The organism is Mesorhizobium sp. B2-3-2 (genome assembly GCF_006442295.1).
Classification (GTDB): Bacteria; Pseudomonadota; Alphaproteobacteria; order Rhizobiales; family Rhizobiaceae; genus Mesorhizobium.
Genome location: NZ_VFWA01000008.1, coordinates 80833 through 104985, shown reverse-complemented (window position 1 = coordinate 104985; position 24153 = coordinate 80833). Strand labels below are relative to the sequence as shown.

Here is a 24153-nt window from a genome sequence, read left to right as displayed (position 1 = left end):
GCGACATGGGTATTATGGAAGGCAAGGTAGCAATCGTCACCGGCGGGAGCTCCGGCATCGGCCGGGCCATCGCGCGGCGCTATGCGCAGGAAGGCGCGCGGGTCGTCGTGGCCGATGTGCGCGAAGAGCCTATCGAAGGCGGAGAGCCGACCGCTCAGGCCATCCAATCGGCAAGCGGCGAGGCGATCTTCCTGTCCGTCGACATTTCGGACAACGGCGCGGTCGAAGATATGACGCAGCAGGCAATCGGCCATTTCGGTCGGCTCGACGTGCTGGTCAACAATGCAGCCATCTACACCTCGACGACTTTGACCCAGACCACGCTAGAACAGTGGGCGAAGGTCATGGCGGTCAACGTCACCGGCTTCTTCTACTGTTCGAAGCACGCGGTATTGCAGATGCTCAGGCAGGAGCCGGTGAACGGCGTGCGCGGCCGCATCGTCAACATATCCTCGCAGCACGGCATGGTGGCTTGCCCCGGCGACTTCCCCTATTCGGTGAGCAAGGGGGCCATCGTCCAGATGACGCGCCAGATCGCTCTCGACCACGCCGAAGACCTGATCGTCTGCAACGCCGTGGCGCCCGGCAAGATCATCACCGGCAAGCCGGGCGTCGCCAACGATCCCGACGCCCTCGACTATTCGCGCCGCCGCACGCCATGGCCGCGGCTCGGCCAGCCGAACGACGTCGCCGGCGCAGCCCTGTTCCTCGCTAGCGACCTGTCCACTTACATGACCGGCGTCAATCTGATGGTCGACGGCGGCTGGATGGCGGGTTGACCGGCCATCCAGCCTGCATATCGCGAACCGATAAGTCGTGCTCGATAACGGCTACTTGTTCGGTATCTCGTAGACCTTGCCGTGCCATGGCGCAGCGTCGATCTGGTCCAAGGCCATGACGTAGAGTTCCTTCTCGTCCGGCCCGAATGCGAAGTTCGGCATCGACGGGGACGGCACCGACAGCGTGCGAAGAAGCTTGGCGTCCTTATCGACGACGATGATCTTGCCGGGTGCGTCGAGCGAGCGCGGGCTCTGGCCGATATACATCTCGCCGGCGTTGTCCATCTTGATGCCGTCCGGCCAGATATGCGGCTGGTCCGGGAACAGGTCGTCCAGCCGCAGGAAGACGCGCCTGTTGCTCAGGCTATGGTCGGCGGCGACATCGAATTCGATGATGCGGTTGTCTTCCGTTTCGACCAGATAGAGGATCTTGCCGTCGTTCGACATGACCAGGCCGTTGGCGTTGTGCAGGTCGTCGGCGACTTTCGCCACGCTGCCGTCCTTGCCGATGTAGTAGGCCGATGCGTCGATCGCAGCGCCGCCCTTGCCCGAGCCGGTGAAATAGATTCCGCCATCCTTGTCCGGCGCGAAGTCGTTGGGGCCGCTGAACGGCTTGCCGTCCTTGTCCTTGTCGTAGGCATCGAGGGTCTTGCCATCGGCCGAAATGCGGCCGATCGAGTTGCTGTCGTAGCAGGTTACGACGAACTCGCCCTTGGCGGTCGGCAGGACCGCCGAGGGCCCGCAGCCGTCCATTTTCCAGAAGATTTCGTTCTTCTTGCCATCCCACACATCGACGGTGTTGCGCCCGTATTCGACGTAGAACAGCTTGTCCTGGTACCAGATCGGGCCTTCCGCGAACCAGGCGTCGTCGTTGATGACCTTGACGTCGGCGGCTTGCGCAGACGCCGTCAGGGCAAGAGCGATCGCGGTACCGAGCAGATGCAGTTTGGTCATGCCAGTCCACTCCTTCTGTTTGAAGTCGATCAGGGCTCCTGGTCGCCGATCTCAAGTCTCCGGCGCGCCACGTAGTCATCCAGTTCCTCACGGACCGCGGGGTCCAGGACGGGCTCTTCATATTCGGCCAGCGCCTGCTGCCAGAGCTGGGTCGCCCGTTCCAGTGCGTCATGGCCACCGGCTTCCTGCCAGGCGCCGTAGTTCTGCCAGTTCGACAGCATCGGTCGGTAGAAAGCGGTCTTGTAGCGCGCCATGGTGTGCTCGGAGCCGAAGAAATGGCCTCCGGTCGGCACCGACTTGATCGCCTCGAAGCCAAGGTCGTCCTCCTCGAAGGGCATCGGCCGCAGGAACTCCATCATGTTCTGCAGGATCTCGACATCGAGGATCAGCTTCTCGTAGGAGGCCGTCAGCCCGCCCTCGAGCCAGCCGGCGGCGTGATAGATCAGGTTCGCGCCGCCGAGCACCGCGCCCCAGGTCGCCATCTCGGTTTCGTAGGCGGCCTGCAGGTCGACGACGTTCGACGCATTCGCATTTGAGGTGCGGTACGGCAGATTGTAGCGGCGGGCCAACTGGCCGGCGACGACGTTGGCTTTGGCATTTTCGGGCGTGCCGAAGGCAGGCGCGCCGGAGCGCATGTCGACGTTCGAGGTGAAGGCGCCGTACATCACCGGCGTGCCGGGATTGATCAGTTGCGTCAGCGTCACGCCGAAGAGCGCTTCGGCATTCTGCTGCGCCAGGGCGGCGGCCAGCGTGACCGGGGTCATCGCGCCCATCAGCGTGAACGGCGTGATTGTCACCGGCTGGCCGTGCTCTGCCATGGCGATCAGCCCCTCCGCCATCGCCTCGTCGAACAGGCGCGGCGAATTCACGGAGATGATGGTTGTGACGCCCGGCGAAGACCTCATCTCCTCAACCGGAATGCCGCGCGTGATCGCCATCATGTTGATGCTGTCCATGGCGCGGCCACGTCCTATCGCGGAGGCGTGGAAGCCCAAATCGGAAAGCGTCAGGTTTGCGCGGTAGGTGTCGAGATGCCGGGAGTTTGCCGGCAATTCCATCGGCGCCACGACCTGGTTGCCGATGATGTGGATGGCATTGAAGTGGTGCGCGAGGCGGATGAAATTCTCGTAATCCGCGAGATTGCCTTGCCGCCGGCCGTTGATGCGATCGTGCACGTTGGGCGGGCCGGCAACGAGGCCGAACGCCAGCGAATTGCCACCGAGCCTGATCCTCTTCTCCGGATTGCGCGATGTGATCGTGAAGCTCGACGGCGCGCTCTTCAGCGCTTCGGTCACGATGCTCTCGTCGATGCGGATCGTGCTTTCCTCTCGGTCGACTATGGCTCCCGCGGCTTCGAAGATGCTCATCACCTTCTCGCCCGCCACCCGGATGCCGAGCTCGGAAAGTATCCGCATCGAGGTGCGATGCAGCTTGTCCATCTGCTCCTCGTCCAGCATCCGCATCGGCGCGTAAGGGTTCGTCACGCTCTGCCAGGGCAGTTGCGCGATCCCGCCGCCGCTGCGCCCCGCTGCTCTGGTGCGCCGTCCACCGCTTCGCCTGTCATGCGCTGTCATCGGCCTGTCCTCCTAGTAACCGCGTTTGGGATCGACGACATTGTTCAGCGGCTCGCCACGCCGGTAGCGGGCCAGATTGTCGGCGAACATGCGCACCGACTTCACATCCCAGCCGTCATAGACCGAAGAGCAATGCGGCGTGACGATCACGTTGTCGTAGCCCCATAGCGGGTGCGATTGCGGCAGCGGCTCTGTCGCAAAGACATCGAGCGCCGCGCCCTTGATCCGTCCGGCATCGAGCACCGCGAGAAGCGCCGCCTCGTCGACGACGAAGCCACGGGACACGTCGATCAGCACGACCGAAGGTTTCATCGCCGCGAAGGCTTCCTCGCCGACAAGGCCGCGGGTGCTGTCGAGCAGGGGCACGGCACACAGGATGAAATCGGCACGGCCCCAAAGTCTGGGCAGATCCGCTATGGCGTGCACTTCATCGATATTCTCAGTCGGCTTCGGATTCGCTCGCACCCCCAGCGTTGTCATGCCGAACGCCTTGGCACGGGCGGCAACCGCCTGCCCCGTCTTGCCGAGACCGAGGAGCAGCAGCGTCTTGCCCTGGATCGGCTCGACCTTGCCGCCGATCCAGTTGCCGGCCGCCTGTTCGCGTGCGAAGCCACGCAGGCCAAGCGAAAACGACAGCATCGCGCCAAAGACGTATTCCGCCATCATGTCGGCGGCAACGCCTGCCGAATTGGTGACCGTCACCCGCGCGGGATCCCACGGCCGCAGGTGATCAGTGCCGGAACCGCCAACAGAAACCCAGCGCACCGTCGGGTTCTCGACCACCGCCTTGCGTGGATAGAGTGAGCGCTGGCCAAACCTGATGCTGAAGATCACTTCGGCGCCGGTTTCCGAAATCAGGGCCGGAAGCGCCTCGTAACTTTCGCAGCCACGCACCGTGATGTCGGGATGCGTCTCGGCCAGCACGGCCAGCGGCCCGTCCAGCGAATCGGCACTGACGATGACGGTCGGGCGCGCCGACATCTCAGCCTCGCCTCGGGCCGGGAATGTGATCGGCAAGAGGCCCCAGCACATCCAGCAGGGCCTTGCCCTCCTGCACGGTTGCGTTCTCATGCGGCGCGCGCAGGTTGAGCCAGCGATGATCGCCGGAACGAACGGCGAGAGCCGCCTTCATGCCCTGGATCAGACCAGCATCCTGAACCGCCTTGCGAAACGCCTCGATGGCGATGTTGGCGGCCGTGACGTCTCGCCCCGCGCGCGCATTGTCGTAGAGCGCTCGGATCGCCTTCGCGTTGAGATTGACCGAGGCTGATATGCAGCCCGCCGCGCCGGCATCCAGCCCCTGGGTGAGCTGGACTTCGGAGCTTGGAAAAACCGAGATGTTCGGGACCGCGGCGATGATCGCGGCAGTGTTGTCCCAGTTTCCGCCGCTGTCCTTGTAGGCCACGACCGTGTCTGGAAAGGCTGCGTTGAGCCGGGCGGCCAGTGCCGGCGAGACCGGCACGCCGGAGTTCTGCGGGATGTGATAGAGGATCAGCTTCAGCTTCGGGTCGGCAACCCTGTCGATCAGTTCCGAATAGTAGCGCGCCTGTCCATTGTCGCCTGCCGCCGTGTAGAAGAACGAAGGCAGCACCATGACGCCGGCGCAGCCTACGTCCAGCGCATGTCTGCTAAGCTCGACCGTCTCGGGCAGCGCGGTCAGACCGGTTCCTGGCATCATCTTTTCCGCGGGGATACCAGCCTCGGCCAGCCACTCCAGCGCCTCCATGCGCTCGACCGGCGAGAGCGACAGCGCCTCGCCGGTCGTGCCGAAAGGCGAGAGATAATGCGCCCCTTGGGCGAGCACCCATTTCGCATGGCTTATCCACAGATCGCGGGCGATGCCGCCGTCTTTTTCGAAGGGCGTCAGGATCGGTGCAATGACGCCTTGTACGCTGTTCATCAGTGGATCCCCCTGGTCATCGTATCGTCGGCGGCTAGCTTCGCCACCGTGGCAACTGTCCTGATGAAATACGCTGTCGATGCGATGTCGAAGAAGATGTCAAAGCCCCCCTCGCCCCGCACCAGCACAGCCTCGACATGCGCGACCCGCGTCTGCGCGATCGCGTCGGCGGCGAAACGGTCGGGCCGCAAATCCAGCGCGCAAAGCCGCGCCATCACAGGTTCCGTCAGCGGCCCCGAGAGCCGCATCCAGCTCCAGCCCTCCTCCCGCCAGGACCAGTAGCCGCGCGCGCCATCGGCGGCCTGCCAGGCGTCGGTCAATTTTGCGACTGCGTTGCCGACACCATCGTCAACCGCCAGAAAATCCTCGGCCCCCAGACGCAGCAGCCGGATGCCGCCCAGCGTGGCAACGCCATTGACGGGCGGTAGAGCCAGGCCCTGCGCTGCCAGCCAGCCGGCGCTGCCAGGCCCCTTGATGCCGAAACGCGGCCGGGCCGTCAGATCGCTCAATGTCAGCCGGCCCTTCGGCAAGGCGGATTCCGCTGCCGAGCCGTCCGGCGACAAGGGAAATGTGCGCGATCCGGGAACGGTCATCGCTACAGCTCCTGCCGAACGTTCTGCGGATCGAAGAAGGCATGCCCAACCACCGGTGCCTCGACCAGCTCACCGTCGCGGCATTTCACCGTAATCCTGCTGCCGGGTGCCGCATCGTCGATATGGACATAAGCCAGCGCGATGTGATGGCCGAGCGTCGGCGAGAAACCGAGCGAGGTGACCTGCCCCACCAAGTTGCCGCCGCGCAGCACGAGGCAGGATTCGCCCGGCACATTGCGCAATCCTTCAAAGGAAAGGCCGACCAGCCGGCGCGATTCTCCGAGATTGGCGCGCATCTCGATCGATCGCTTGCCGACGAAGAACGGCTTCTTCTTCGAAACCGCCCAGCCGAATCCGAGCTCATCGGGCGTGGTCAGCGCATCCGTGTCCTGGCCGATCAGGATATGTCCCTTCTCCAGCCGCATGATGCGCGAGGCCTCCAGCCCGTATGGGCGCAAACTATAGGGTTTGCCCGCCGCGACCAGCGCATCCCATAGCGCGACGGCGTAGCTCGACGGGCAATGCAGCTCGAAACTGACTTCTCCGGTGAAGCCGATGCGCATGATGTGCACCGGAACGCCCGCCAGGCGACCCTGACGGCCATGTAGATAGGGAAAGGCGTCGCGCGCAAAATCGATGTCTCCCTCGAGCGCCTGCAACACGTCCCGCGCCTTGGGGCCTGTGACGTTGATGCCGGAAAACCCGGCCGTGACGTTGAGCACGTCGACCTTCAGTCGCCACTGCGCGTTCCAGAACAACATGTCGGCCTGCACCCGAGCGACCGCGCCGGTCGTCGCCGTCACGTAGAACTGGTCCTCCGCGAAGCGATAGGCGACGCCGTCGTCGATGACCGTGCCCATCTCGTTCAGCATCAGGCAGTAGCGGACGCGGCCGACCGGCTGATTGGCATGGGCCATGGTGTACATGCGATCGAGGAAGGCGCCGGCGTCCGGACCACGGATCTCCAGCTTGCCCAGCGTCGAGACGTCGAGCATGCCGACGCCGTCGCGAACGGCCGCGACCTCTTCGTGGATCAGGCGTTCGCTCCGGCTTTCCGGCCCGTAATAATAGGGTCGCCACCAGTTGCCGATCGGCTTCATGCGGGCTTCGAGCGCAAGATGCCGGGCATGCAGCGCGGTGCGACGCTCCAGCGGCTCATGATGACCTGCGAGCACGCCGAGCTTTTCCGGACCCGTCGGCGGCCGCGCCGTGGTCACGCCGACCTGGCCGACCTTGCGATCGGTGGCGTCGGCAACGATCCGCGCCGTGGCAAGGGCCGAATGCCTGCCCTGGCTCGGCCCCATGCCGACGGTGGAAAAGCGCTTCACGAGCTCGAGTTCGCGATAGCCTTCCTTTATCGCGTTCTGCAGATCCTTGACCTGCAAATCCTCGTCGAAATCGACGAAGTCGCGCCCTTTCTCGTGGCCAGTCAGCTTCTGCGCCCAGGCCACGGCTTCAGGTTCGAATTCACTTGAGGCATTGGGCAGATCGGAGTGTCCCAGCCCATGAAGCGCCTCGTGCGCTGCGCGACGGCCATCCGCCATGGCCGACGATAGTCCCGTCCTGCCGGCAACGGCGCCAGCCAGGTGGACGGCGCCGTCCGGCAGCGTCAGCGTCATGCGCGCGGTCGCTTCGTCGTAGCCGACCTTGGCGCCCGCATGACAGGGCACCTGCCACGCCGGCGCCGAGCCGGCGGCCATCACGACGAGGTCGCAGTCCATCCAGCGGCTTCCGACGCGGACCCGTCTGACATGCTTGTTGCCGCGGGTTCCGGCCGCTTCATCGATCTGGGCGCCCGTGATGATTTCCGCGCCCCTGGCCCGAAGCTCGCCAGCGCTGCTGCCTGCTCCCTGTCTCGGATCGACGACGGCCGCGAGTTCGACGCCTGCCTCGATCAAGTCGAACGCGGCATCATAGCCGTCGTCATTGCCTGCCAGCACGACGGCGCGGCGGCCGGGTTTCACCGCATAGTGCTGCATCAGCCTCTGCACGGCGCCGACGGTCATGATCCCCGGCAGGTCGTTGTTGCGGAACACCGCCGGCTGCTCGATGGCACCTGTTGCCAGGATCACCTCGTGAGCCCTGGTGCGGTAGAGCCGGTTGCCTTGGATCAGCGGCAGCCAGTTGTCCTCGTACCAGCCGTTGCAGACGGTGGCGGTCATGACGCGCAGATTGGCCAATCCCGCCGCGGCAGCCCTCAGGCTGGCGAGCACGCCCGGATCGCAGCGGCGATAGGTCAGTGAACCGCCGATTTCCGGGTTCTCGTCGCACTGGACAACGTCGGCGCCGGTTTGCGCGGCGGCGATCGCCGCCGCCAGGCCTGCCGGTCCGGCCCCAACGACCAGCAGGTCGCAGTGAAGATCGACCTTATCGAAGCTTAAATGCGGGGCGCGAGTATCGACGATCCCGAGCCCGGCCTTGCGCCGGATCATCGGCTCCCAGAAGCGAAGCCAGCTATCCTGCCTCGGCCCCATGAAGGTGCGATAGTAGAAGCCAACCGGCATGAACCGCCCAAGCCGATCCATGATGGCGTCGCGGTCATTTCGCAGCGAGCCGTTGACGTTCTGCGCCGTCACCGTCATGCCTTCCCAAATCGGCGTCAGGTCGGCGGGGACATTCGCCTCCGACGGAAGCTGCACCAAAGTGTTCGCTTCCGCGCCGGCCATGGTCATGATGCCGCGCGGTCGATGGTACTTAAATGAGCGGGAAAGCACCCACTGGTCCGAAGCGGCGAGCGCGCTTGCAATGCAATCGCCGGCAAAGCCCTCATAGGACTTGCCCTCGAAGGTAAAGCGCATCGGCTGCGTGCGATCAATGCGCGAGCCATAGGGTGCCGCAAGCCGGGTCATGCCTGATTGCCCTCGCCCGGCGCGTAGGTCCGGATGATCTCGTTGGTGACGACGTCGCGCTCCGCCAGGAAAAAGAAATTGCTCGGCACGTGCCGCCACCACTCGGTCACGACGCCCTTGCGATTGTCCGCGCGAAACAGATGTTTCGCCCAGTCGGCGTCGGCGGTCGCATCGGCATCGAGCGTCTGGCGCACCGGACCGAAAGACCGGAATTCGTCGATGTTGCGCAGGCCGTTCATGGGGCAATCAAGCTGCTTCATGGTCAATGGCTCGCCGCCGTCGCGCCCATTTCATTGAGCAGCCGGAAGGTCTCGAAGCGCTCCAGCGCGAAGGGCTTGAGCAGGTCTGGCGCCCGGCCCTTGGCGATGGTCTCGGCCATGCGTTTTCCGGCCACGGCCGTTGCCTTGAAGCCCCAGGTGCCCCATCCGCAGTCGAGCCAGAGATTGGCAAGCGGGCTGGCGCCCATGATCGGGCTGTAATCCGGCGTCATGTCGGTGATGCCCGCCCACTGCCGCAACAGCCGAACCCCTTGCAGGAAGGGGAAAAGATGCACGGCGCCCTCGGCCAGATGTTCCTTCATGCCCAGCGTCGAGCGAGTCGAATAGAGCTGGTACGGATCCGAACCACCGCCGATGACGACCTCGCCGCGCGAGGACTGCACAAGATAGGTGTGCAGCGATACCGACGAGACCAGCGTGTGCAGCCACGGCTTCAGCGGCTGCGTCACCATCGCCTGCAAAGGATAGCAGCGGATCGGCAGCTCCACCCCAGCCATCATCGCGACGTCGTAGTTCATGCCGCCAGCGGCGATGAGCACCGCGCCGCATGCGAGGCGCCCGCGGTTTGTCATCACCGCCCGGACATTGCCACTCTCGACCTCAAAGCCCTGGACCTCGGTGCGCTGGTGAATCTCCACACCGCGGCGCGAGGCCTGCGCCGCGTAGCCCCAGGCGACCGCGTCGTGGCGCGCTGTTCCGCCGTCGGCGTGCCACAGGCCGCCAAGAATCTCGAGCGCGTTGCCGCGATCCATATTCAGTTCCGGCACCAGCTTTTCGACTTCCTTTGCGTCGATGACTTCGGTGCGGGTTCCCATGTGCTTGCCCATCTCGGCGCGCAGATCGAAGGCGCGCAGCGTGGCCTCCGTATGGGCAAGCGTGAGCTGGCCGCGCTGCGAGAACATGACGTTGAAGTCGAGCTCCTGCGACATCGTCTCGAACAGCGAAACGCCTTCCTTGTAAAAGGCGATGCCTTCCTGGGTGATGTAGTTGGAGCGGATCGTCGTGGTGTTGCGCGCCGTGTTTCCGCCAGCCAGATAGCCCTTCTCGAGCACCGCGATGTCGGTGATGCCATGATATTTCGACAAATAGTGCGCGCACGCCAGGCCATGCCCGCCGCCGCCGACGATCACCACGTCATAGGACGGCTTGAGCTCGGGCGTCCGGGGAATGTCGCCGGTCACCGGATAATCGCGGCTGAACCCGTATTTGAGGAGCCTAAGCGGCATGGCCACCCAGACCGCCTGGAGGTTCGTAGATGAGCGCCGACAGGTCCGAGAACCGGCTTTCCGTGCCGGTCAGGCCGAGTATAGCATCGCGGATCGCGGCCGCCCTGGCTTCGCCCAGAACCGGCGCCGAGAACTCCATGTATTTGGCGACGATATCAGCCTCGCTGATGGGCGCTTCAGGACCGCCGCGTGCGTGGACGTCACCGGAATCCAGCAAGCGTCCGTCTGTCGTCTCGATCTGCACGTCAGCCCAGCGCCCTTCCGGGAAACGAGCGCTGTGCCTCGCCGATTCGCTGACCTCGACGCGCCCCAGCATCTCCCCAACCGCGCCGTCGCGCAGCCCCTGGCCCGAAATATGCTCCACCGCTATCCGACCGTACAGGATCATCGTGGCCACGGCGAAGGCCAAGCTGTATTGCGCCTTGGAAGTTGTGTCGGGCATGCCGTCGAACAACGTCGCCGCGTAGTGGAAGCTGTTGACGTTGACCCTGCCTATATCCTGCGGCCGCAGGCCATGCTGCAGGCATAGCGCCCGGGTCGCGTCGATCGCGGCGTGAGCCCAGCGGCAGATGGGATAGGGTTTGACGTATTGTAGCGGCATCTGCCAGAAATCGCCGAGATCGGCCCAATATCGGGCCACTTCCGGCGCCTCGACAGTGATGGCCGGAGCGCCGGAGAATCCGGCTTGCGCGAGTACCGCGGCCGACAGGCCGACCTGTGCGCCCATGCCGGAGCCGTCGTGCAGCATGGTCGGCGTCGCGATCTCACGCATCATCTGGCTGCGCGGCCCATGATATTCGGCAATGCCGAAGGCGTCGCGCAACTGGGTGTCGTTCAGCCGCAGCAGGCGGGCCGCGACAGCAGCGACGCCAAGGGAATTCCAGGCGCCCGAGGTGTGATAATCCGAAACAGTCGCGTGCAACGCGATGCCGGCGCGGCCCGCGACTTCGTAGCCGACCACGATCGCGGCGAGCGCTTCGATCCCGCTCAAATCTGGCTTCTCCTCTGCCAGCGCAAGCAGTGCTGGGATGACCGCAACCCCGATATGGCCCTTGGTTGGCGGATAGCCATCATGGCCGTCGAGATTGTCGGTCTGGGTCGCGGCGGCGAAGGCAGCACCCGCGATGCTGACCCGCCTGCCATCGAAGATCATCCTTGCGGCGTGCCGGTCCGTTCCGCAACCGTAGAGCAAAACGGCGGCATCCCGCGCAATGCGGCCGGCCTGCATCGGCCCGGCAGCTATGGCGATGCCCATCGTATCGAGGAACTGGAGTGAGGCCGCCTTCAGGACATCGGCTGGAAAGAAATTCTCCGGGGAGCGCAGCACGAACTCCGCGACACGCCCGAACACGGTGCAAGCAGGCTCGCCCCGTTCCAACCGCAGGTCCATGATGCCCACCTCTCGCCAACCGCGCGCTTCCAGATAACTACGAATAATTTGGTCTCGCGGGCCGATCACGTGATTAGTTTGGCGCCATGGTACAAAAAAAACGAGGGCAAGCGATTGCGAAACCCGTTCGCGACGGTCTAGTTTTCGGCTCGATCAGGAGCGATGCCATGAAGCCACCTCCGCCATTGAACTACATCCGCTCGTTCGAATGCTCGGCGCGACACCTGAGCTTCACCCTCGCCGCCAGCGAGCTTGGCTACACACAGGCAGCCGTCAGCAACCATGTCCGGGGGCTGGAGCATTATCTCGGCCGCCAGCTCTTCGTGCGCTATCCGCGCAGCCTGAAACTGACGGAGATGGGCGAAGCCTTCCTGCCCACCCTGCGCCAGGCGCTCGACCAGATCGACCACGCCACGGAGGCGATCGTCGCCTCGTCACGCAACCGGACTGTCGTCATCTCCTGCCCGATGAGCCTTGCCGAAAACTGGCTGGCCGGATGTATGGGCGCGTTCCGCCAGGTCCATCCCGAGATCGAGGTCGTTCTGCACGGCACGATCTGGGAGGACCTCAGCGAGCAGATCGCCGACATCACCATCTCGACCCGCCGCTTCGACGACTTGCCGCCGGGCGCCGTGCAACTGTGGAGCGACCAGCTTGCCATCCTTTGCGCGCCAAGCCTGCTGTCCGGCCCCAAGGCGCTGAAGGCGCCGAGCGATATACTCGGCGTCGACTGGATCTTCGTGCATGGACGCCAGGAATACTGGCAGTGCATGGGCGACGCGCTGCAGATCGACATTTCCGACTATGAGAAAGGCATCACCACGAATGCCTCCAACATCGCGCTGGAACTCGCGGCGATGGGCGCGGGCTGCGTCGCTACGCAATATTCGCTCGCCAGAACCTACATAGCTCGCGGTCTCTTGATCGAGCCCTTCCCGGTGCGCGCCGCCAGCCCGTGGACATACTACCTTTCGGAAAGCCAGCTCTCCAAAGGCAACGTCGTCAAGATCGTCAGAAACTGGACCCTGGAACAGGCCGCCCTGCATATGCGGGAGCGAGTTGTGTAAGGGAGTATAATGGGTCGGGCAATGCATCGGCCACCCACCCGCGACCCACACTCATAAACCCGTGAAATGCCAAATAATTCCGGACATCACACCGAATTCCACACTGCCAATTATGCGACTTTTTGAGTACGGAGCGTGAACATGGCTTGGCGTCGGCTATGGCGCTACTGTGTGCGAACGCAGCCGCCCGCGCCAGCTTCGTAAGGCCTGCCTGCCGAGAAGTTCGAGGAATCCTGTGCTGAGGTTCGGATTCAGTCAGATTTTCAGTATCCGCCCTTGATAGGAATGGTGACCAAAGTTTGAATACAAATTTTGGTCAGTACGAGCTACCAATTTGCTACTGACCAATTTTTGTATATAATCTTCGGTCAGGAACGGAAATATGCCAGACCCGACATCGGACACGCTCGACCGCATTCATGACCGGATCGCCCAAGCGGCGCCCGCCGGCGTGTGGTCACGGGCCGACTTTCTCGACATCGGCACGCCGAACGCCGTCGAGAAGGCGCTGCAGCGGCTGACCCGGCGCGGCGATATCCGCCGACCCTATCGCGGTCTCTATGACAAGCCCAGCGTCAGCAAGCTGACCGGCAAGATGGTGTTTCCGCCTCGCGCCTCGTTCGTCGACGCCATTGCCCGGCGCGACAAGCTGCGCGTACTCGTCGACGGAATGACCGCCGCGAACGATCTCGGCCTGACGACGGCGGTTCCGGCGCGCTCGACGATCCATGCCGACACTTATCCCAGGATAATCGAGATCGAAGCGAACGCTGGTGATCCAAAGGGGACGATGCCGGTCATCTACAAGCTCGACTTCAAGCGCATCTCTGCCAAGACGGCGTTCTGGGCGGGGCGGCCGGCGATGCGGGTTGTTCAGGCGCTGGCGTGGTTTCGGGACGAGCGATCGAGCCTCGAGGCAGCCGTCAACGGCATCGTCCGCTACCTGTCACGCAATCCCGATCGAGACAGGATCGCCGAGGATCTGCGCGAAAATATTCATGCGGTCCCCGCTTGGATGTATCCGCTGGTCGAGACCATCACGCGCCGAATCGCCGAGGATCAAACCGCAAGCGCGCCGGCATCGGAACCGGCGAAAGGCGATCATGCAGCAGACGTTCATTGAGATCCTGCGCTCAAGCGTCGACGAACGCCGCGCGCTCTTCGAGGCGGCCGCAGCCCATTTGGGTACCCAGGCGGGCAATGTCGAAAAGGATCTCTACGTCTGCTGGGTGCTCGACTTCCTGTTCAACCGTCGCAGCGACGATCCGATCGGGCTCTATTTCAAGGGCGGCACCAGCCTGAGCAAGGCGTATGGGCTGATCCGACGCTTCTCCGAGGACATCGACATCGGCATCTACAAGGCCGATCTACATGTCCCGCTTGAGGGCGATATCGCCGCGCTCCCCTCGGTCAACCAGCAGCAGAAGGCGCTGGCCGAGAAGGTCGACGAGGCGGCGCGGCAGTACATCTCCGGGCCTCTCCAGGAGAGGCTCACAAAGGAGATCGCTTCTGTCGAGGAAGTGGCCGAGCGGCCGGGACATTTTTCGCTCGGCTTCGGGTTTGACCTTTACCGGAACAAGGATGCGCTCGACATTCTCGTGGTAGGCTACACGAGCGTGTTCGAGTCTGCGGGCAGCTACGTCCAGGCCGCCGTCCGCATCGAGGGCGGCGCGCGTCCCGATCCCGAGCCGACTGAGGCGCGGGAAATCACGCCCTACATCGCTTCGGAGATGCCGGAACCGGCGAACCTCACCGTTCGGGACGTGACCACCGTCAAGCCGGAGCGCACCTTCTGGGAGAAGGTCCTGATCCTGCATGCCATGACGGAGATGACGGAGAAGCGTCGGCAGGACGCCAATCCCGAACGACCCGTGCCCGACCTCAACCGGTACTCGCGTCACTACTACGACGTCCATCAGATATGGACACATCCCGACTACGGTCTCGCAACGGCATCGCTGCGCGAACTCGCCGAAGCCTGCCGACAGCACAAGGAGCTTATGTTCCGCGCACCCGATCATCGCTACGACCGCGCGGTGCCCGGCAGCTATCGCCTGGTTCCGACGGAAGACATGCGCGCCAAGCTCGCCGCGGACTACGACCGGATGTCGGCGATGATCTTCGGAACACCGCCCGCTTTTACCGACGTCATGGCGAGCATCGAGGCGCTTGATAACTACCTCAACGCCCGATCTGCGGAACCATCCAACAGGCTAATACTGAACTTACCTGAGGGTGGCCCGAAACAATGAGCACCAAAGTCATCATGTCCGTATCGGCTGGGCGGCGGCTCGGGCATGCCCAGGCCTGGCTTCGTGAGCGGGGAAAGGACGAAGAGGTTTTGATCGTCGGCGCCACGCTCGCTGCGGCGGGTGAACTCGCTCGCAATGCTGCGCGAACGAATGGTGTGGCATTCGGTTGGCATCGCCATAGCTGGGCGCAGTTCGTTCGCGCCCTGCCGGGCCTTTGCTCGCTCGGCATGAACTTGTTCCGATCACTCGAGTCTCAGTGGATGCGGTGGTCACCGGCTTGATTCATCGCCTTCGGGGGGAGGGCAAACTTGGTGTCTACTAATCCGTCGCGGGCACTCCCGGCTTTCACAGCTCCATCGTCGACATGCTCAGCGAGCTCCGCCTCGTCGGCGTTAACTCCGATGCTGTTTCAACGACCGCGCCAGACCTTGCTCCGATCGTTGGAGCCTACGAGGCTGAGCTCACTGAAAAGAGATATTGCGATCTCGCGCGATTGCTCGCACTCGCAGACGAAGCACTGCAAAAGCGCCTGCATCGTTTCGCAGGGATGCCCATTGCCCTGCTCGACGTTCCTCTGAGGAACAGGGGGGAGCTTCAGCTGATCAGTACGATCGCCAGCGCCGCGCCTGCGATGTTGGTCACAATACCGGCCAGCGACACTGAAAGCGCGGCCAAGCTACGCGATAGCTTGGGCGTACCTTACGACGACCTGGACGGCACGCCTGCGCAGGGGGAGAAGGCCTCAACTATTGTCAGGGCAGCTCCATATCGTCCGAACGAGCAGCGAGTGATCCGGGAATATCCCCCGCGAGCAGCTTTTCCTTCGACAGCAGCCCGGCGTCCTCGAGTGCCTCAAAATCCGGCAGGTTGCGTAGCGTGTCGAGGCCGAACTCGAGCAGGAATTCTTTGGTCGTGACATAGGTATAGGGCGCGCCTGGCGTCGGGCTGCGCGGGCCGGAAGCGATTAGGCCGGCGCCGCGCAGATGGCCGATCAGGTCGCGCGAAATCTCTTTCCCAAAAAACGACGACAGTTCTCCGCGCGTGATCGGCTGGAAATAGGCGATGCACATCAGCACCAGCACGTCCGACTGCGTGAGGTCCACGGCACGCCGACCACCGCCGACGGCTGTGCCAAAAGCACTGCGGATGGCATCGGCATAGGCCGGCCGCGTCAGGTGCTTCCAGCCGCCGGCGACGGCCACCAGATCGTAAGGGCGGCCACGCAGTTCTTCGCGAATGTCATCGATCAGCAGATCGATACTGCAGCTCTTGCCGACGACCCGGGCAAGCACCTCGCGCGTGACCGGTTCGCTCGCGGCGAAGATGGTCGCCTCGACACGGTGCATCCATTCGCGCCAGCGCGCCTCTGGCGGCAGATGATCTAGCTCCCGATCAAACAAATGGCCATTTGGCCGGCTGTCGTCTCCCGGTCCTCGCTTTCGTCGCCAAGTCGCACTCTCAGCCATGATTGTCAGAGTCCGTAGATACGGAAGGTCGGACGACCGGACAGTTCGCGCACCGCGCTGAGTTCGACCAAGCGGTCGAACAGCCGGCGCAGGCCGCGGTCGCTCATGCCAGCGATCTGTTCCGAAGCGACGACCGCGTCGTCGGACAACAGCCTTTCAATGACGAGGTCCGACGCTCGGGCGCGCAACTTCGGCGCGACCGCAAGCAGCCGGTCCGCGCGGCGCCCGAGTTCGGCGGACAAATCGATCGCGCGCAGTGCCGCACGTGCCTGTGCCGCTAGCAGACTTTTCGCAAGGTTGGCTTCATCTTCGGTGCCCGCCGCCGCAGTAGTTATAGAGCGGCGGGAGCGGCCTGGACTTGATGAGCCCAAGGCCACCTCCGCGCCCAGCAATGGCATCGCATGTGCCCAGCCCAACCGCTGCGCCAGCAGCCGGTCGACGAGCCAGCATCCGAAAGTGCGGCCGAAGCCATGTCGTTCGGCGGCCAGGAACGCGCCGGTCACCATGCCGACCATTCCGATGCTGGCGGAAAGCTGTCGAACCTCGTCTGCCAGGTCGCTGATCACCTCGTCGTCATGGGCGTGACCGAGATCTTCCAGCACTGCAGCGAGGTTTTTCTCCGTCAGAGGATCCTCGGCGGGACGGGCAGCCAGCCAACGCCAGGCCAACAGCATTCGGCCAGCGGGGCCGACGTCGTCTCCGGGCCGTGTGAGCAGAACGGCATCGCGCAGGGCCGCTTCATCCTCGACGCGGCCGGCCTGCTTTGCCGTTACCGCGGCCGCCGAAAGCGCCAGCCGCTGCCGCCAGGCGCCGGCCCATCGGTTCTGCTGGCGGACCACCGCATCGAGCGCGCCGATGGCGGCGCCTGCGGTGAGCGCGACCTCTTCAACATCTTTTCCCGCAAGGCTTTGCGCATCCGGGACGGCGCGGCGCAGCCAATGCGGCACGGCGGATACCGGGGCGGCAGTGATGCCGCTGGAGAGAGCGCTGGTGTGACGCAGGAGGGATTTGGGCCGCAGAATCATGGTTGGCAGGATGAATCGTGGCGGCGCTTTCTGCAAGCCTAAAAGCGTAGAAGCGCCGCGCCTGTCGTGGACAACAAACGAACGATAATGTTGCATTATCGCTCGTTTTGCAAAGCCGCTCAGAGATGGCCTCTCTGACCCCTTTTTTCACGGCAGACGGGCTCGTTTAGGCGTCAGATCGACGAGAAATCGCGTTCATTGAGAACGCGCATTTGTTCATTGCCAAACATTTTCTGGTGCGGCTGCTATCGCATCATGTCGCCAAGGGCAGCCTGCAGCGATGGCGATCGTTTCAATGTGGCCGCAATCCTGTCCCGCCAGCGCTTGCCGCGCGCCAGAGCGTCCTCGAGAGCCTCACGCAGGTCGTCCGGCCTATCGGTTGCGAGCACATCGACCAGGAATTCCGCCTGCAACCGGTCCTTAATGGATTTTAAGCTGTCCGGCCCATCGCGGCGGCGATCGGCAACGATGACCTTATGGATTGCGAAGCGTTCCGGTCGCGGAATTTGCACGAGCACGCCGTCGCGATAGGTAACGGCTGCCAGCATTGGCTCTGCCAGGAGATAGTTGAGATGATGCAAGGATTGGGCATGGACGCCAAGCGCCGGCAGTGGACGCAGTCCCTCCTCCTCGGCAAAAGACGGCGTCAGGAATTCGACGAGCGTCTCGTTGCGCGTTTGCTTCCAGCGCCAGGTCTTGCCGGGGTCCAGCGTCGGCGCCGGTTCGAATGAGAAATCCTTGAGAACCCGTTCAAGCGGCGCCGACACACTGTCCTTCAGGGCGATCGAGAGTCGCTCGAAGCTGGCGATATCGACGTCGTTCGTTTGAGCAGTCTGGTCAAGGGTGAAGCGAACGCCGAGCTCGCCCTCGTAGAGGCGGAAGGCCTGAGTTCCCACGACCGTCCCGCCGAGGCGGAAAACTCCGGCGGAAGCAAATGCATGCAGAAGACTGCCGGTTGCTGCATCGACGCCAAGGAACCCTTCCGCACGTAGCAAGCGGACCCGCCGCGCGCGATTGCGTCGGCGATCGTCGCGGTCGTCGCGCAGCGCTTGGATGCGTTGCATCCGAAGGCGAAGTTCCTCGCTATCTTCCCCGATATAGGTCTTTTTGACGTCCGAACCGACGCGGTAGGTGTCGTACCAGTAGACGCGGCCGTTGCGGTCGATCCGCGTCGGCGTTCCGCGGATCTCGGCCACGACCTCGTCGCGCAGGGACGATAGCAGATCGTGGTAGGCCGAATGAGCGAGCGGTGAATGGCGTGTTATCATGATGCTCAACGAAATGGGTTATTGTTGAGCATACCGCATGTTCAACAAAAATGAAAGCTGTTGAACATCATCACCCCCCGCGATCTGTTTTTTCTGATTTTAGGGCATATTTTGGCGGTCGAAGATGACGTTCCAGCTAACCGTCCCTGACATGATATGTTGCGAATCGTAGTTGAGGATCCGCAATTGCCCGAACAAGATGACCTGCCTGATATCGTGGAGATCGTCCACGCGATGGCGCAAGATACCGCTGACGGGGCAAATGCGCGGTTGACGGCCGTCAGGAATGATCCCTCCCCTGCCCTACCGGAGTCAAATCTTGTGGACCGGCAGCGCTTACCCGGCCACCTCGAGCACCTCGCCGTTCGCGCGCGCGATTATGTCGAAGCCGCGAGTTCGGCCAACACGCGGCGCGCCTATGCGTCCGACTGGAAGCATTTTTCCAGCTGGTGCCGCCGACAAGGCGTCGAAATGTTTCCACCTGATCCGCAGGTGGTCGGCCTCTACATCACGGCTCAAGCCTCCGGCACGGCGACCGGGGACAAGAAGCCGAGCTCGGTGGCGACTATCGAGCGCCGGCTATCCTCGCTGACGTGGAATTTTGCCCAGCGCGGCCAGCCATTAGATAGAAAAGACCGGCATATCGCGACGGTGCTGGCCGGCATTCGCAACAGCCACGCAAAACCGCCTCTACAGAAGGAAGCCATTCTCCCGGAGGATCTTATTGCCATGCTGGAGACGCTCGACCGCGGCACGTTGCGTGGCCTGCGCGATCGCGCAATGCTGCTTGTCGGCTTCGCTGGCGGGCTCCGCCGTTCCGAGATCGTGGGCCTGGATGTCGGCCGCGACCAGACCGGGGACGGCCGCGGCTGGGTGGACGTCCTCGACAAAGGCATGCTGGTGATCTTGCGGGGGAAAACAGGCTGGCGCGAGGTGGAAGTCGGGCGCGGCTCGTCCGATGCCACCTGCCCGGTGGTGGCGTTGGAGACCTGGCTCAAGCTGGCGCGCATCGCACACGGTCCTATCTTTCGGCGCGTCACCTGCCAGGGCAAGGCAGTCGGCGCCGATCGGCTCAACGACCAGGAGGTAGCCCGGGTCGTTAAGCGGACGGCATTGGCGGCCGGTGTGCGGGGCGATCTGCCGGAGGGCGAACGGCCAAGGCTGTTTGCCGGCCATTCGCTACGCGCCGGTCTCGCCTCCTCGGCAGAGGTCGACGAGCGCCATGTGCAAAAGCAGCTCGGCCATGCTTCGGCAGAAATGACCCGCAAGTACCAGCGCCGCCGCGATCGGTTCCGAGTCAACCTAACCAAGGCATCAGGCCTCTAGGCAACCTCGAAAGGGGCGCTTCCCTCCCCTAGGGAACCAGCTCGGGATCAAGCGACGCAAGATGCTCCCCTCCCCTGCCGACTTAGGATCCGAACAGGTGCTGATCCCAATAGACTGGCTGGTGCACGCTTCGACGAACCCGGTATTGACCGCCTCCCACACCGGCAGCGAAGTCCAACCGATTATCGATCCCAGCCCTTCTTTTTCATACTGAGCAGCAAAGCTTCACTGATTTCGGCGCTATTGGAACCACCATCGACCGACTCACTGCCTTCTCCGACGTCGCGCCAGGACGATTTCGCGGGACCAGTACCGGCCTGTGCATCAAGCCTCGCCCGCAGCAGCGCCATGATCATCGGCCACACCGAAAACTGGCCACCACGAGCGCGCTCCGTCAGGTTTCTGAGATAGCCGCCCAAACTGTTGATCTGGTCGGTCCGCTGCAGGATTGCGGCAACGGTGATGGCGGCCTTCTCCGGCCCCATCACCCCGACCGCTTCCTGCCACGCACTTGGGCTGATCCCCATATGGGGCCGGGCGAGCTCGGCCGCCGCCACAAAGTCTCGCCAGGTCCGAATTTGGCCGCCGCGGGCCATGGTCAGAAGTTCCGGGCAGGCATCCAGCACCATCGCCAAGGGCATGTCCCGCTTGGGCAGGCTGCGCACATTGTCGTGTGGCGCGCCGCTGCTGCTCGCTTCTTTTTTGTTTCCAAAGCTGGTTTCAGTTTCATCGTTAGATATAAAATCTGGATTTGAATTCTGTATGTGGCGCTCAGAATGGGACTCATTGGCGTTCGAATCTTGTGATTTTACGAACGTTTCCAACAGCTGATGCACCTGAGCCCACAGGTCTTCCAGCTCATCGGCGATCGACTCCAGCACCTGGCGCGACGCCGTCCGCGGCAATCGCCCGACAATCGTTTCAAATTGCCTTTGGAACCGCCGCCAATCGGCCGGGACGTCCTCGTTGAGCCCGGCTTCGATCATCTTGACGATGTCTCGCCGGCAGATGGTAAGACGCTCCTTGACCAGCCTGTAGGCTTTCCGCTCGGCCTGGACGGCGCCAGCCAATTGCTTGAACTCCTGCGCGCGCGCCACGATCGGCGACAGGTCGAAGCCGTAGGCCTGTTCGATCTGGCCGCCCTCTCCCTTGCGGGCGAAGCGTTTGCCGTTCGGACTGTCGCGCCTGATCACCAGGCCGCAAGTCACCAGGACCGACAAGTGTCGCCTGAGCGTCGCCGGCGACATGCCGTTGGCGCGATGGATAAGCTGCTCGTTGGAGGGGAATACGACCAGTCCGCCCTCCCCTGAAAGCTCGTCGTCACGGTGAAATGACAACAGCGCATTGAGGATCGCCAAGGCGCGATCGGTCGCGCCTATGGCGGACCTGGCCTCTCTGATGTCTCGAAACACCTGCCATTTGGGCACCGTGGTATTTCGATCTATTGCTTTTGCAGCCGCTTGGCTGGCGATCAGGCCAAGCGTCATCGGCCGCCGCCCAAACGGCGTCGTCGAAATATGCGTTACCATTTTCCCTCTGCCTCTAATCAGGCAAAAGAAACCTGCTCGCCAAAACGACGCCCATGACACTTGACAGTGATTCGCGGATTTGCGATTCTCAGCTTGCGACAGACTTGAGAAGGGCTTCCGTGACGGTGACGTTCGGGGGCCTTTTTCTTTTGCGGTTTAGTCTCCTGTTGTCTTCCCAGATTGTGCCTCTCGGAACGCCTCGAAGAGCGCCTCGAGCCTGCCGGCGATGAAGGTTCCGAAGGCCGAAGCCTCCCTGGACTTCAGGGCGAGCGTGAATACCTTGCCGTCATCGGTGATCTTTGCCTTCACGGAATTGTCTTTTGGCGCCCAGGCGCTCTCCTGTGCTTTCGGCGGCGTCGATCTTGCGGCCTTGCCGTTTGCGGCCAGCACCTCGAAAAGCTGATTGAAACGGGCATCGCTGCTGGCCTGGAGAAACTCGCCCGATTGGATATGGTCATGGGCTTTGGCGGCATTGGCTGGATGCTCCATAAGCTTGGCCAGCTGCCACCACCGATCACGGCCAATCCCCTTGGCCGCGCCGACCGCCAGGATGATGGGTTCGGCGATGTTGCTGGAGACAGAACGCATCTTGGAGAACGTCGTATCGTCGAGCGCCAATGCCGACTTGACGATATCGGGGGAATATCCCTTCTCGAGCATGCGCTCACCGAAAAGCGTCCGTTCGATGAACGACAGGTTAGCTCTGGCGGCGTTTTCCTGTCCTTGGGCGACAACGTGCTCCTCGTCGCCCATTTGCTTGACAACGGCGCGCACAGGCCTGCCCAGCTCACGGGCGACCCTGACCCTTCGATGCCCGAAAACCGTTTGGTAGCGCCCAGGGAACGAGGGATGCGGCCTGACCAGGATTGGAGAATCTTGCCCGCGTTCGCGGATGGCACGCACCAGTTCGGCGAACTCTTGCTCATCGTCCCCGATGCGGTCCGCCACGAACGAATTGTCGACCAGCTCAGGATCCAGATCCACGACCGAGCTTTTCGACAGCTCCTCGAACGATTGCATGATGGAACGCGATGCGCCGCGAACCGCGTAGCCCGACACGTCCCTGGCTTGCTCGACGGTGGCGGAGGAGCCCATCACACTGCCGAATATGTCTTTACGTGCCATTCAACCGTTCCCGAAATCGGCTAGGAGCCTGATTTTGTGGACAAAACCACCCGTTTTTACTGCAGTAAAAATCACCGACATCAGCTTCTGCCCCAGGCACGATGGATCAGGGACACGATCTCGGAGTTGACGCCATCGAGCGACTCCATCGCCCGATCGTAGGTGGTGCGGGTGAAGGCCGATTTCTCCACCTCGTAGAGCGTCTGTTTGGTCAGCCCAGCGTCCGATATGGCCGTCGACTTGAGCATCGGATGCTCAAGGATCTGGCCAGCCAGCATCGACTGCATGAAGCCGACCATCTGCGCTTGGGGAATGTCCGTGGGCTCATAACGCGTGATCAAGTAGCGGAACCAGTCGAGCTGTATCTGCGCTCCCGCCCCTTTGATGGTTTTCAAGATCCCGCCCAGCATCAGCAAGAACTGGCTCATGGACATGAGATCGAGCATCTGGGGGTGCACGGTGATCAGCACGGATGTCGCAGCCGACATGGCGGTCAAGGTGAGATAGCCGAGCTGCGGCGGACAGTCGACGACGACGACGTCGTAACGGTCGTCCACCTCGCCCAGAGCCTTGGCGATGCGCAGGAAGAACTGGCGCCCGGCATTGGACGTTTTGTCCTGCATGGCCAAGGGCGTGTCGTACTCATATTCCTGAAGCTCAAGATTGGCCGGGACAATGTCCAGGCCCGGGAAATTCGTGGGCACGATGACGTCGGCTATCGACCTGCGTTCCTCGTCATAGCGGATTGCCTCATAAAGCGAGAGATTCCGATCGAGCTCCGGCTGGAAGCCATGCAGCGCCGACAGCGAGGCCTGCGGATCAAGATCGATGGCAAGGACGCGGTGGCCGGTAAGTGCAAGATGCTGCGCAAGGTGGGCCGCGGTCGTGGTCTTGCCGCTACCACCTTTGAAATTGACGACTGCGATGACCTGCAGCTTGTCTCCCGGCTTGCGATGGGGGACGTATTTCTTGACTTCGGTTCGGCCGTGCTGGTCGAGAAAATGACGAAGCTCCAGCATCTGCCCGGCCGTATAGCTGCGTCGGCCCGAAACCGCCTGGTCAGGCATCGGGCCCTTGCCTTCGAGATGAAGCCGTTTCAGATTGTTCTGCGAGACGCCGAGATAGTGGGCGACCTCAGCCATGGAGAACGTGCGCAGGGTTTTCGCCGCGTTAGGAGGGAACTTCTCCATGCGAAGCTGATTGAGCCGGCGCGATATCTCCGCCCCATGTTCGAGGATCTTGTCGTCAAACTCGAAGCTGGGCAGCCGCATTGCGATGTTCATACTTCTGGAAACCTGAATTGGCGCTTTTTGCCGTGAAACGACCCGCCAACCGCCATTAAGCTCCGATTCGGCAGCCCCGGCAAGAAGTTTTGGCTTAACAAGAAGTTAACGCCACCGCGAACGCCATCCGGTCAAAACGCTCGGTCGAAAGCCTAGATGATTGTTTCCGTTGCGATTTGTGCACGAATTTACTGCAGTAAATTCCGCCGGCGAATAAAGGACGATCTCATGCGGATCGGAACGGCTGACCCACCCTCGACGACGTTGCA

21 protein-coding genes are annotated in these 24153 nt (G+C 62.8%); 6 read left to right on the top strand and 15 right to left on the bottom strand.

From position 1 onward, the window contains the following. Positions 1-5 precede the first annotated feature (5 nt). Positions 6-779, top strand: coding sequence for an SDR family NAD(P)-dependent oxidoreductase (locus FJ964_RS19295; protein ID WP_140551868.1), 774 nt, complete (start codon positions 6-8; stop codon positions 777-779). 51 nt (positions 780-830) lie between these two features. Here FJ964_RS19295 and FJ964_RS19290 read toward each other — a convergent pair whose 3' ends face one another. Genes FJ964_RS19290 through FJ964_RS19250 form a run of 9 tightly spaced genes read right to left on the bottom strand, consistent with a single transcriptional unit; the run spans position 831 to position 11543 of the window. Further along, positions 831-1733: an SMP-30/gluconolactonase/LRE family protein gene (locus FJ964_RS19290; protein WP_140551867.1), complete on the bottom strand. Its 903-nt coding sequence runs from the start codon at positions 1731-1733 to the stop codon at positions 831-833. A gap of 29 nt (positions 1734-1762) precedes the next feature. Beyond that, positions 1763-3307, bottom strand: a complete 1545-nt coding sequence (locus tag FJ964_RS19285) for a trimethylamine methyltransferase family protein (protein WP_140551866.1) — start codon at positions 3305-3307, stop codon at positions 1763-1765. A gap of 12 nt (positions 3308-3319) precedes the next feature. Beyond that, positions 3320-4288: a D-2-hydroxyacid dehydrogenase gene (locus FJ964_RS19280; RefSeq protein ID WP_140551865.1), complete on the bottom strand. Its 969-nt coding sequence runs from the start codon at positions 4286-4288 to the stop codon at positions 3320-3322. 1 nt (position 4289) lies between these two features. After that, a complete protein-coding gene (locus tag FJ964_RS19275) occupies positions 4290-5207 on the bottom strand; it encodes a dihydrodipicolinate synthase family protein (RefSeq protein ID WP_140551864.1) in 918 nt (305 codons plus the stop codon). Next, a complete protein-coding gene (locus FJ964_RS19270; RefSeq protein WP_140551863.1) occupies positions 5207-5800 on the bottom strand; it encodes a hypothetical protein in 594 nt (197 codons plus the stop codon). Before FJ964_RS19270 ends, FJ964_RS19275 begins: the two co-directional genes overlap by 1 nt. Positions 5801-5802: 2 nt before the next feature. Next, on the bottom strand, positions 5803-8649 hold the full coding sequence (locus tag FJ964_RS19265) for a 2Fe-2S iron-sulfur cluster-binding protein (protein WP_140551862.1): 2847 nt from the start codon (positions 8647-8649) through the stop codon (positions 5803-5805). After that, the gene (locus tag FJ964_RS19260) at positions 8646-8909 is read right to left on the bottom strand and encodes a sarcosine oxidase subunit delta (RefSeq protein ID WP_140551861.1); all 264 of its coding nucleotides are present in this window, start codon (positions 8907-8909) and stop codon (positions 8646-8648) included. The genes FJ964_RS19265 and FJ964_RS19260 overlap by 4 nt, the downstream gene beginning before the upstream one ends. Positions 8910-8911: 2 nt before the next feature. After that, positions 8912-10153, bottom strand: a complete 1242-nt coding sequence (locus tag FJ964_RS19255; RefSeq protein WP_140551860.1) for an FAD-dependent oxidoreductase — start codon at positions 10151-10153, stop codon at positions 8912-8914. Further along, on the bottom strand, positions 10143-11543 hold the full coding sequence (locus FJ964_RS19250) for an MmgE/PrpD family protein (RefSeq protein ID WP_140551859.1): 1401 nt from the start codon (positions 11541-11543) through the stop codon (positions 10143-10145). The genes FJ964_RS19255 and FJ964_RS19250 overlap by 11 nt, the downstream gene beginning before the upstream one ends. Positions 11544-11710: 167 nt before the next feature. On the opposite strand from FJ964_RS19250, the gene FJ964_RS19245 reads away from it, so the two are divergent. The 4 genes from FJ964_RS19245 (at position 11711) to FJ964_RS19230 (ending at position 15143) form a co-directional block, all read left to right on the top strand. After that, positions 11711-12610, top strand: coding sequence for a LysR substrate-binding domain-containing protein (locus FJ964_RS19245; RefSeq protein ID WP_140551858.1), 900 nt, complete (start codon positions 11711-11713; stop codon positions 12608-12610). Between the two features lie 382 nt (positions 12611-12992). Then, positions 12993-13733 carry a DUF6088 family protein gene (locus tag FJ964_RS19240; RefSeq protein WP_140551857.1) on the top strand — a complete coding sequence of 247 codons (741 nt, stop codon included), beginning with the start codon at positions 12993-12995 and terminating at the stop codon, positions 13731-13733. Then, the gene (locus FJ964_RS19235) at positions 13714-14862 is read left to right on the top strand and encodes a nucleotidyl transferase AbiEii/AbiGii toxin family protein (RefSeq protein ID WP_140551856.1); all 1149 of its coding nucleotides are present in this window, start codon (positions 13714-13716) and stop codon (positions 14860-14862) included. Before FJ964_RS19240 ends, FJ964_RS19235 begins: the two co-directional genes overlap by 20 nt. Next, complete coding sequence (locus FJ964_RS19230; protein ID WP_140551855.1) at positions 14859-15143, top strand: hypothetical protein; 285 nt, start codon at positions 14859-14861, stop codon at positions 15141-15143. The genes FJ964_RS19235 and FJ964_RS19230 overlap by 4 nt, the downstream gene beginning before the upstream one ends. Before the next feature lie 471 nt (positions 15144-15614). Here the strand turns inward: FJ964_RS19230 and FJ964_RS19225 are convergent, their stop codons facing one another. The 3 genes from FJ964_RS19225 to FJ964_RS19215 form a co-directional block, all read right to left on the bottom strand. Further along, the gene (locus FJ964_RS19225; RefSeq protein WP_181172530.1) at positions 15615-16328 is read right to left on the bottom strand and encodes an SMC-Scp complex subunit ScpB; all 714 of its coding nucleotides are present in this window, start codon (positions 16326-16328) and stop codon (positions 15615-15617) included. Positions 16329-16333: 5 nt separating this feature from the next. Next, positions 16334-17353: a DUF1403 family protein gene (locus FJ964_RS19220; RefSeq protein ID WP_140551982.1), complete on the bottom strand. Its 1020-nt coding sequence runs from the start codon at positions 17351-17353 to the stop codon at positions 16334-16336. Positions 17354-17598: 245 nt separating this feature from the next. Continuing rightward, positions 17599-18549, bottom strand: a complete 951-nt coding sequence (locus tag FJ964_RS19215; protein ID WP_224660062.1) for a GSU2403 family nucleotidyltransferase fold protein — start codon at positions 18547-18549, stop codon at positions 17599-17601. A gap of 306 nt (positions 18550-18855) precedes the next feature. Between FJ964_RS19215 and FJ964_RS19210 the strand changes: the two genes are divergently transcribed. After that, a complete protein-coding gene (locus FJ964_RS19210) occupies positions 18856-19947 on the top strand; it encodes a site-specific integrase (protein WP_181172543.1) in 1092 nt (363 codons plus the stop codon). A gap of 182 nt (positions 19948-20129) precedes the next feature. On the opposite strand, the gene repC is transcribed toward FJ964_RS19210, so the two are convergent. The 3 genes from repC to repA all read right to left on the bottom strand — a co-directional run bounded on the left by repC (position 20130) and on the right by repA (position 23884). Beyond that, positions 20130-21476 (bottom strand): plasmid replication protein RepC, encoded by a 1347-nt coding sequence (gene repC / locus FJ964_RS19205; RefSeq protein WP_140551852.1) that lies wholly within the window; start codon positions 21474-21476, stop codon positions 20130-20132. Positions 21477-21632: 156 nt separating this feature from the next. Continuing rightward, positions 21633-22601, bottom strand: coding sequence for a plasmid partitioning protein RepB (repB, locus tag FJ964_RS19200; protein ID WP_140551851.1), 969 nt, complete (start codon positions 22599-22601; stop codon positions 21633-21635). An 80-nt stretch (positions 22602-22681) separates the two neighbouring features. Further along, positions 22682-23884 (bottom strand): plasmid partitioning protein RepA, encoded by a 1203-nt coding sequence (gene repA / locus FJ964_RS19195; RefSeq protein WP_140551850.1) that lies wholly within the window; start codon positions 23882-23884, stop codon positions 22682-22684. Positions 23885-24153 lie beyond the last annotated feature (269 nt).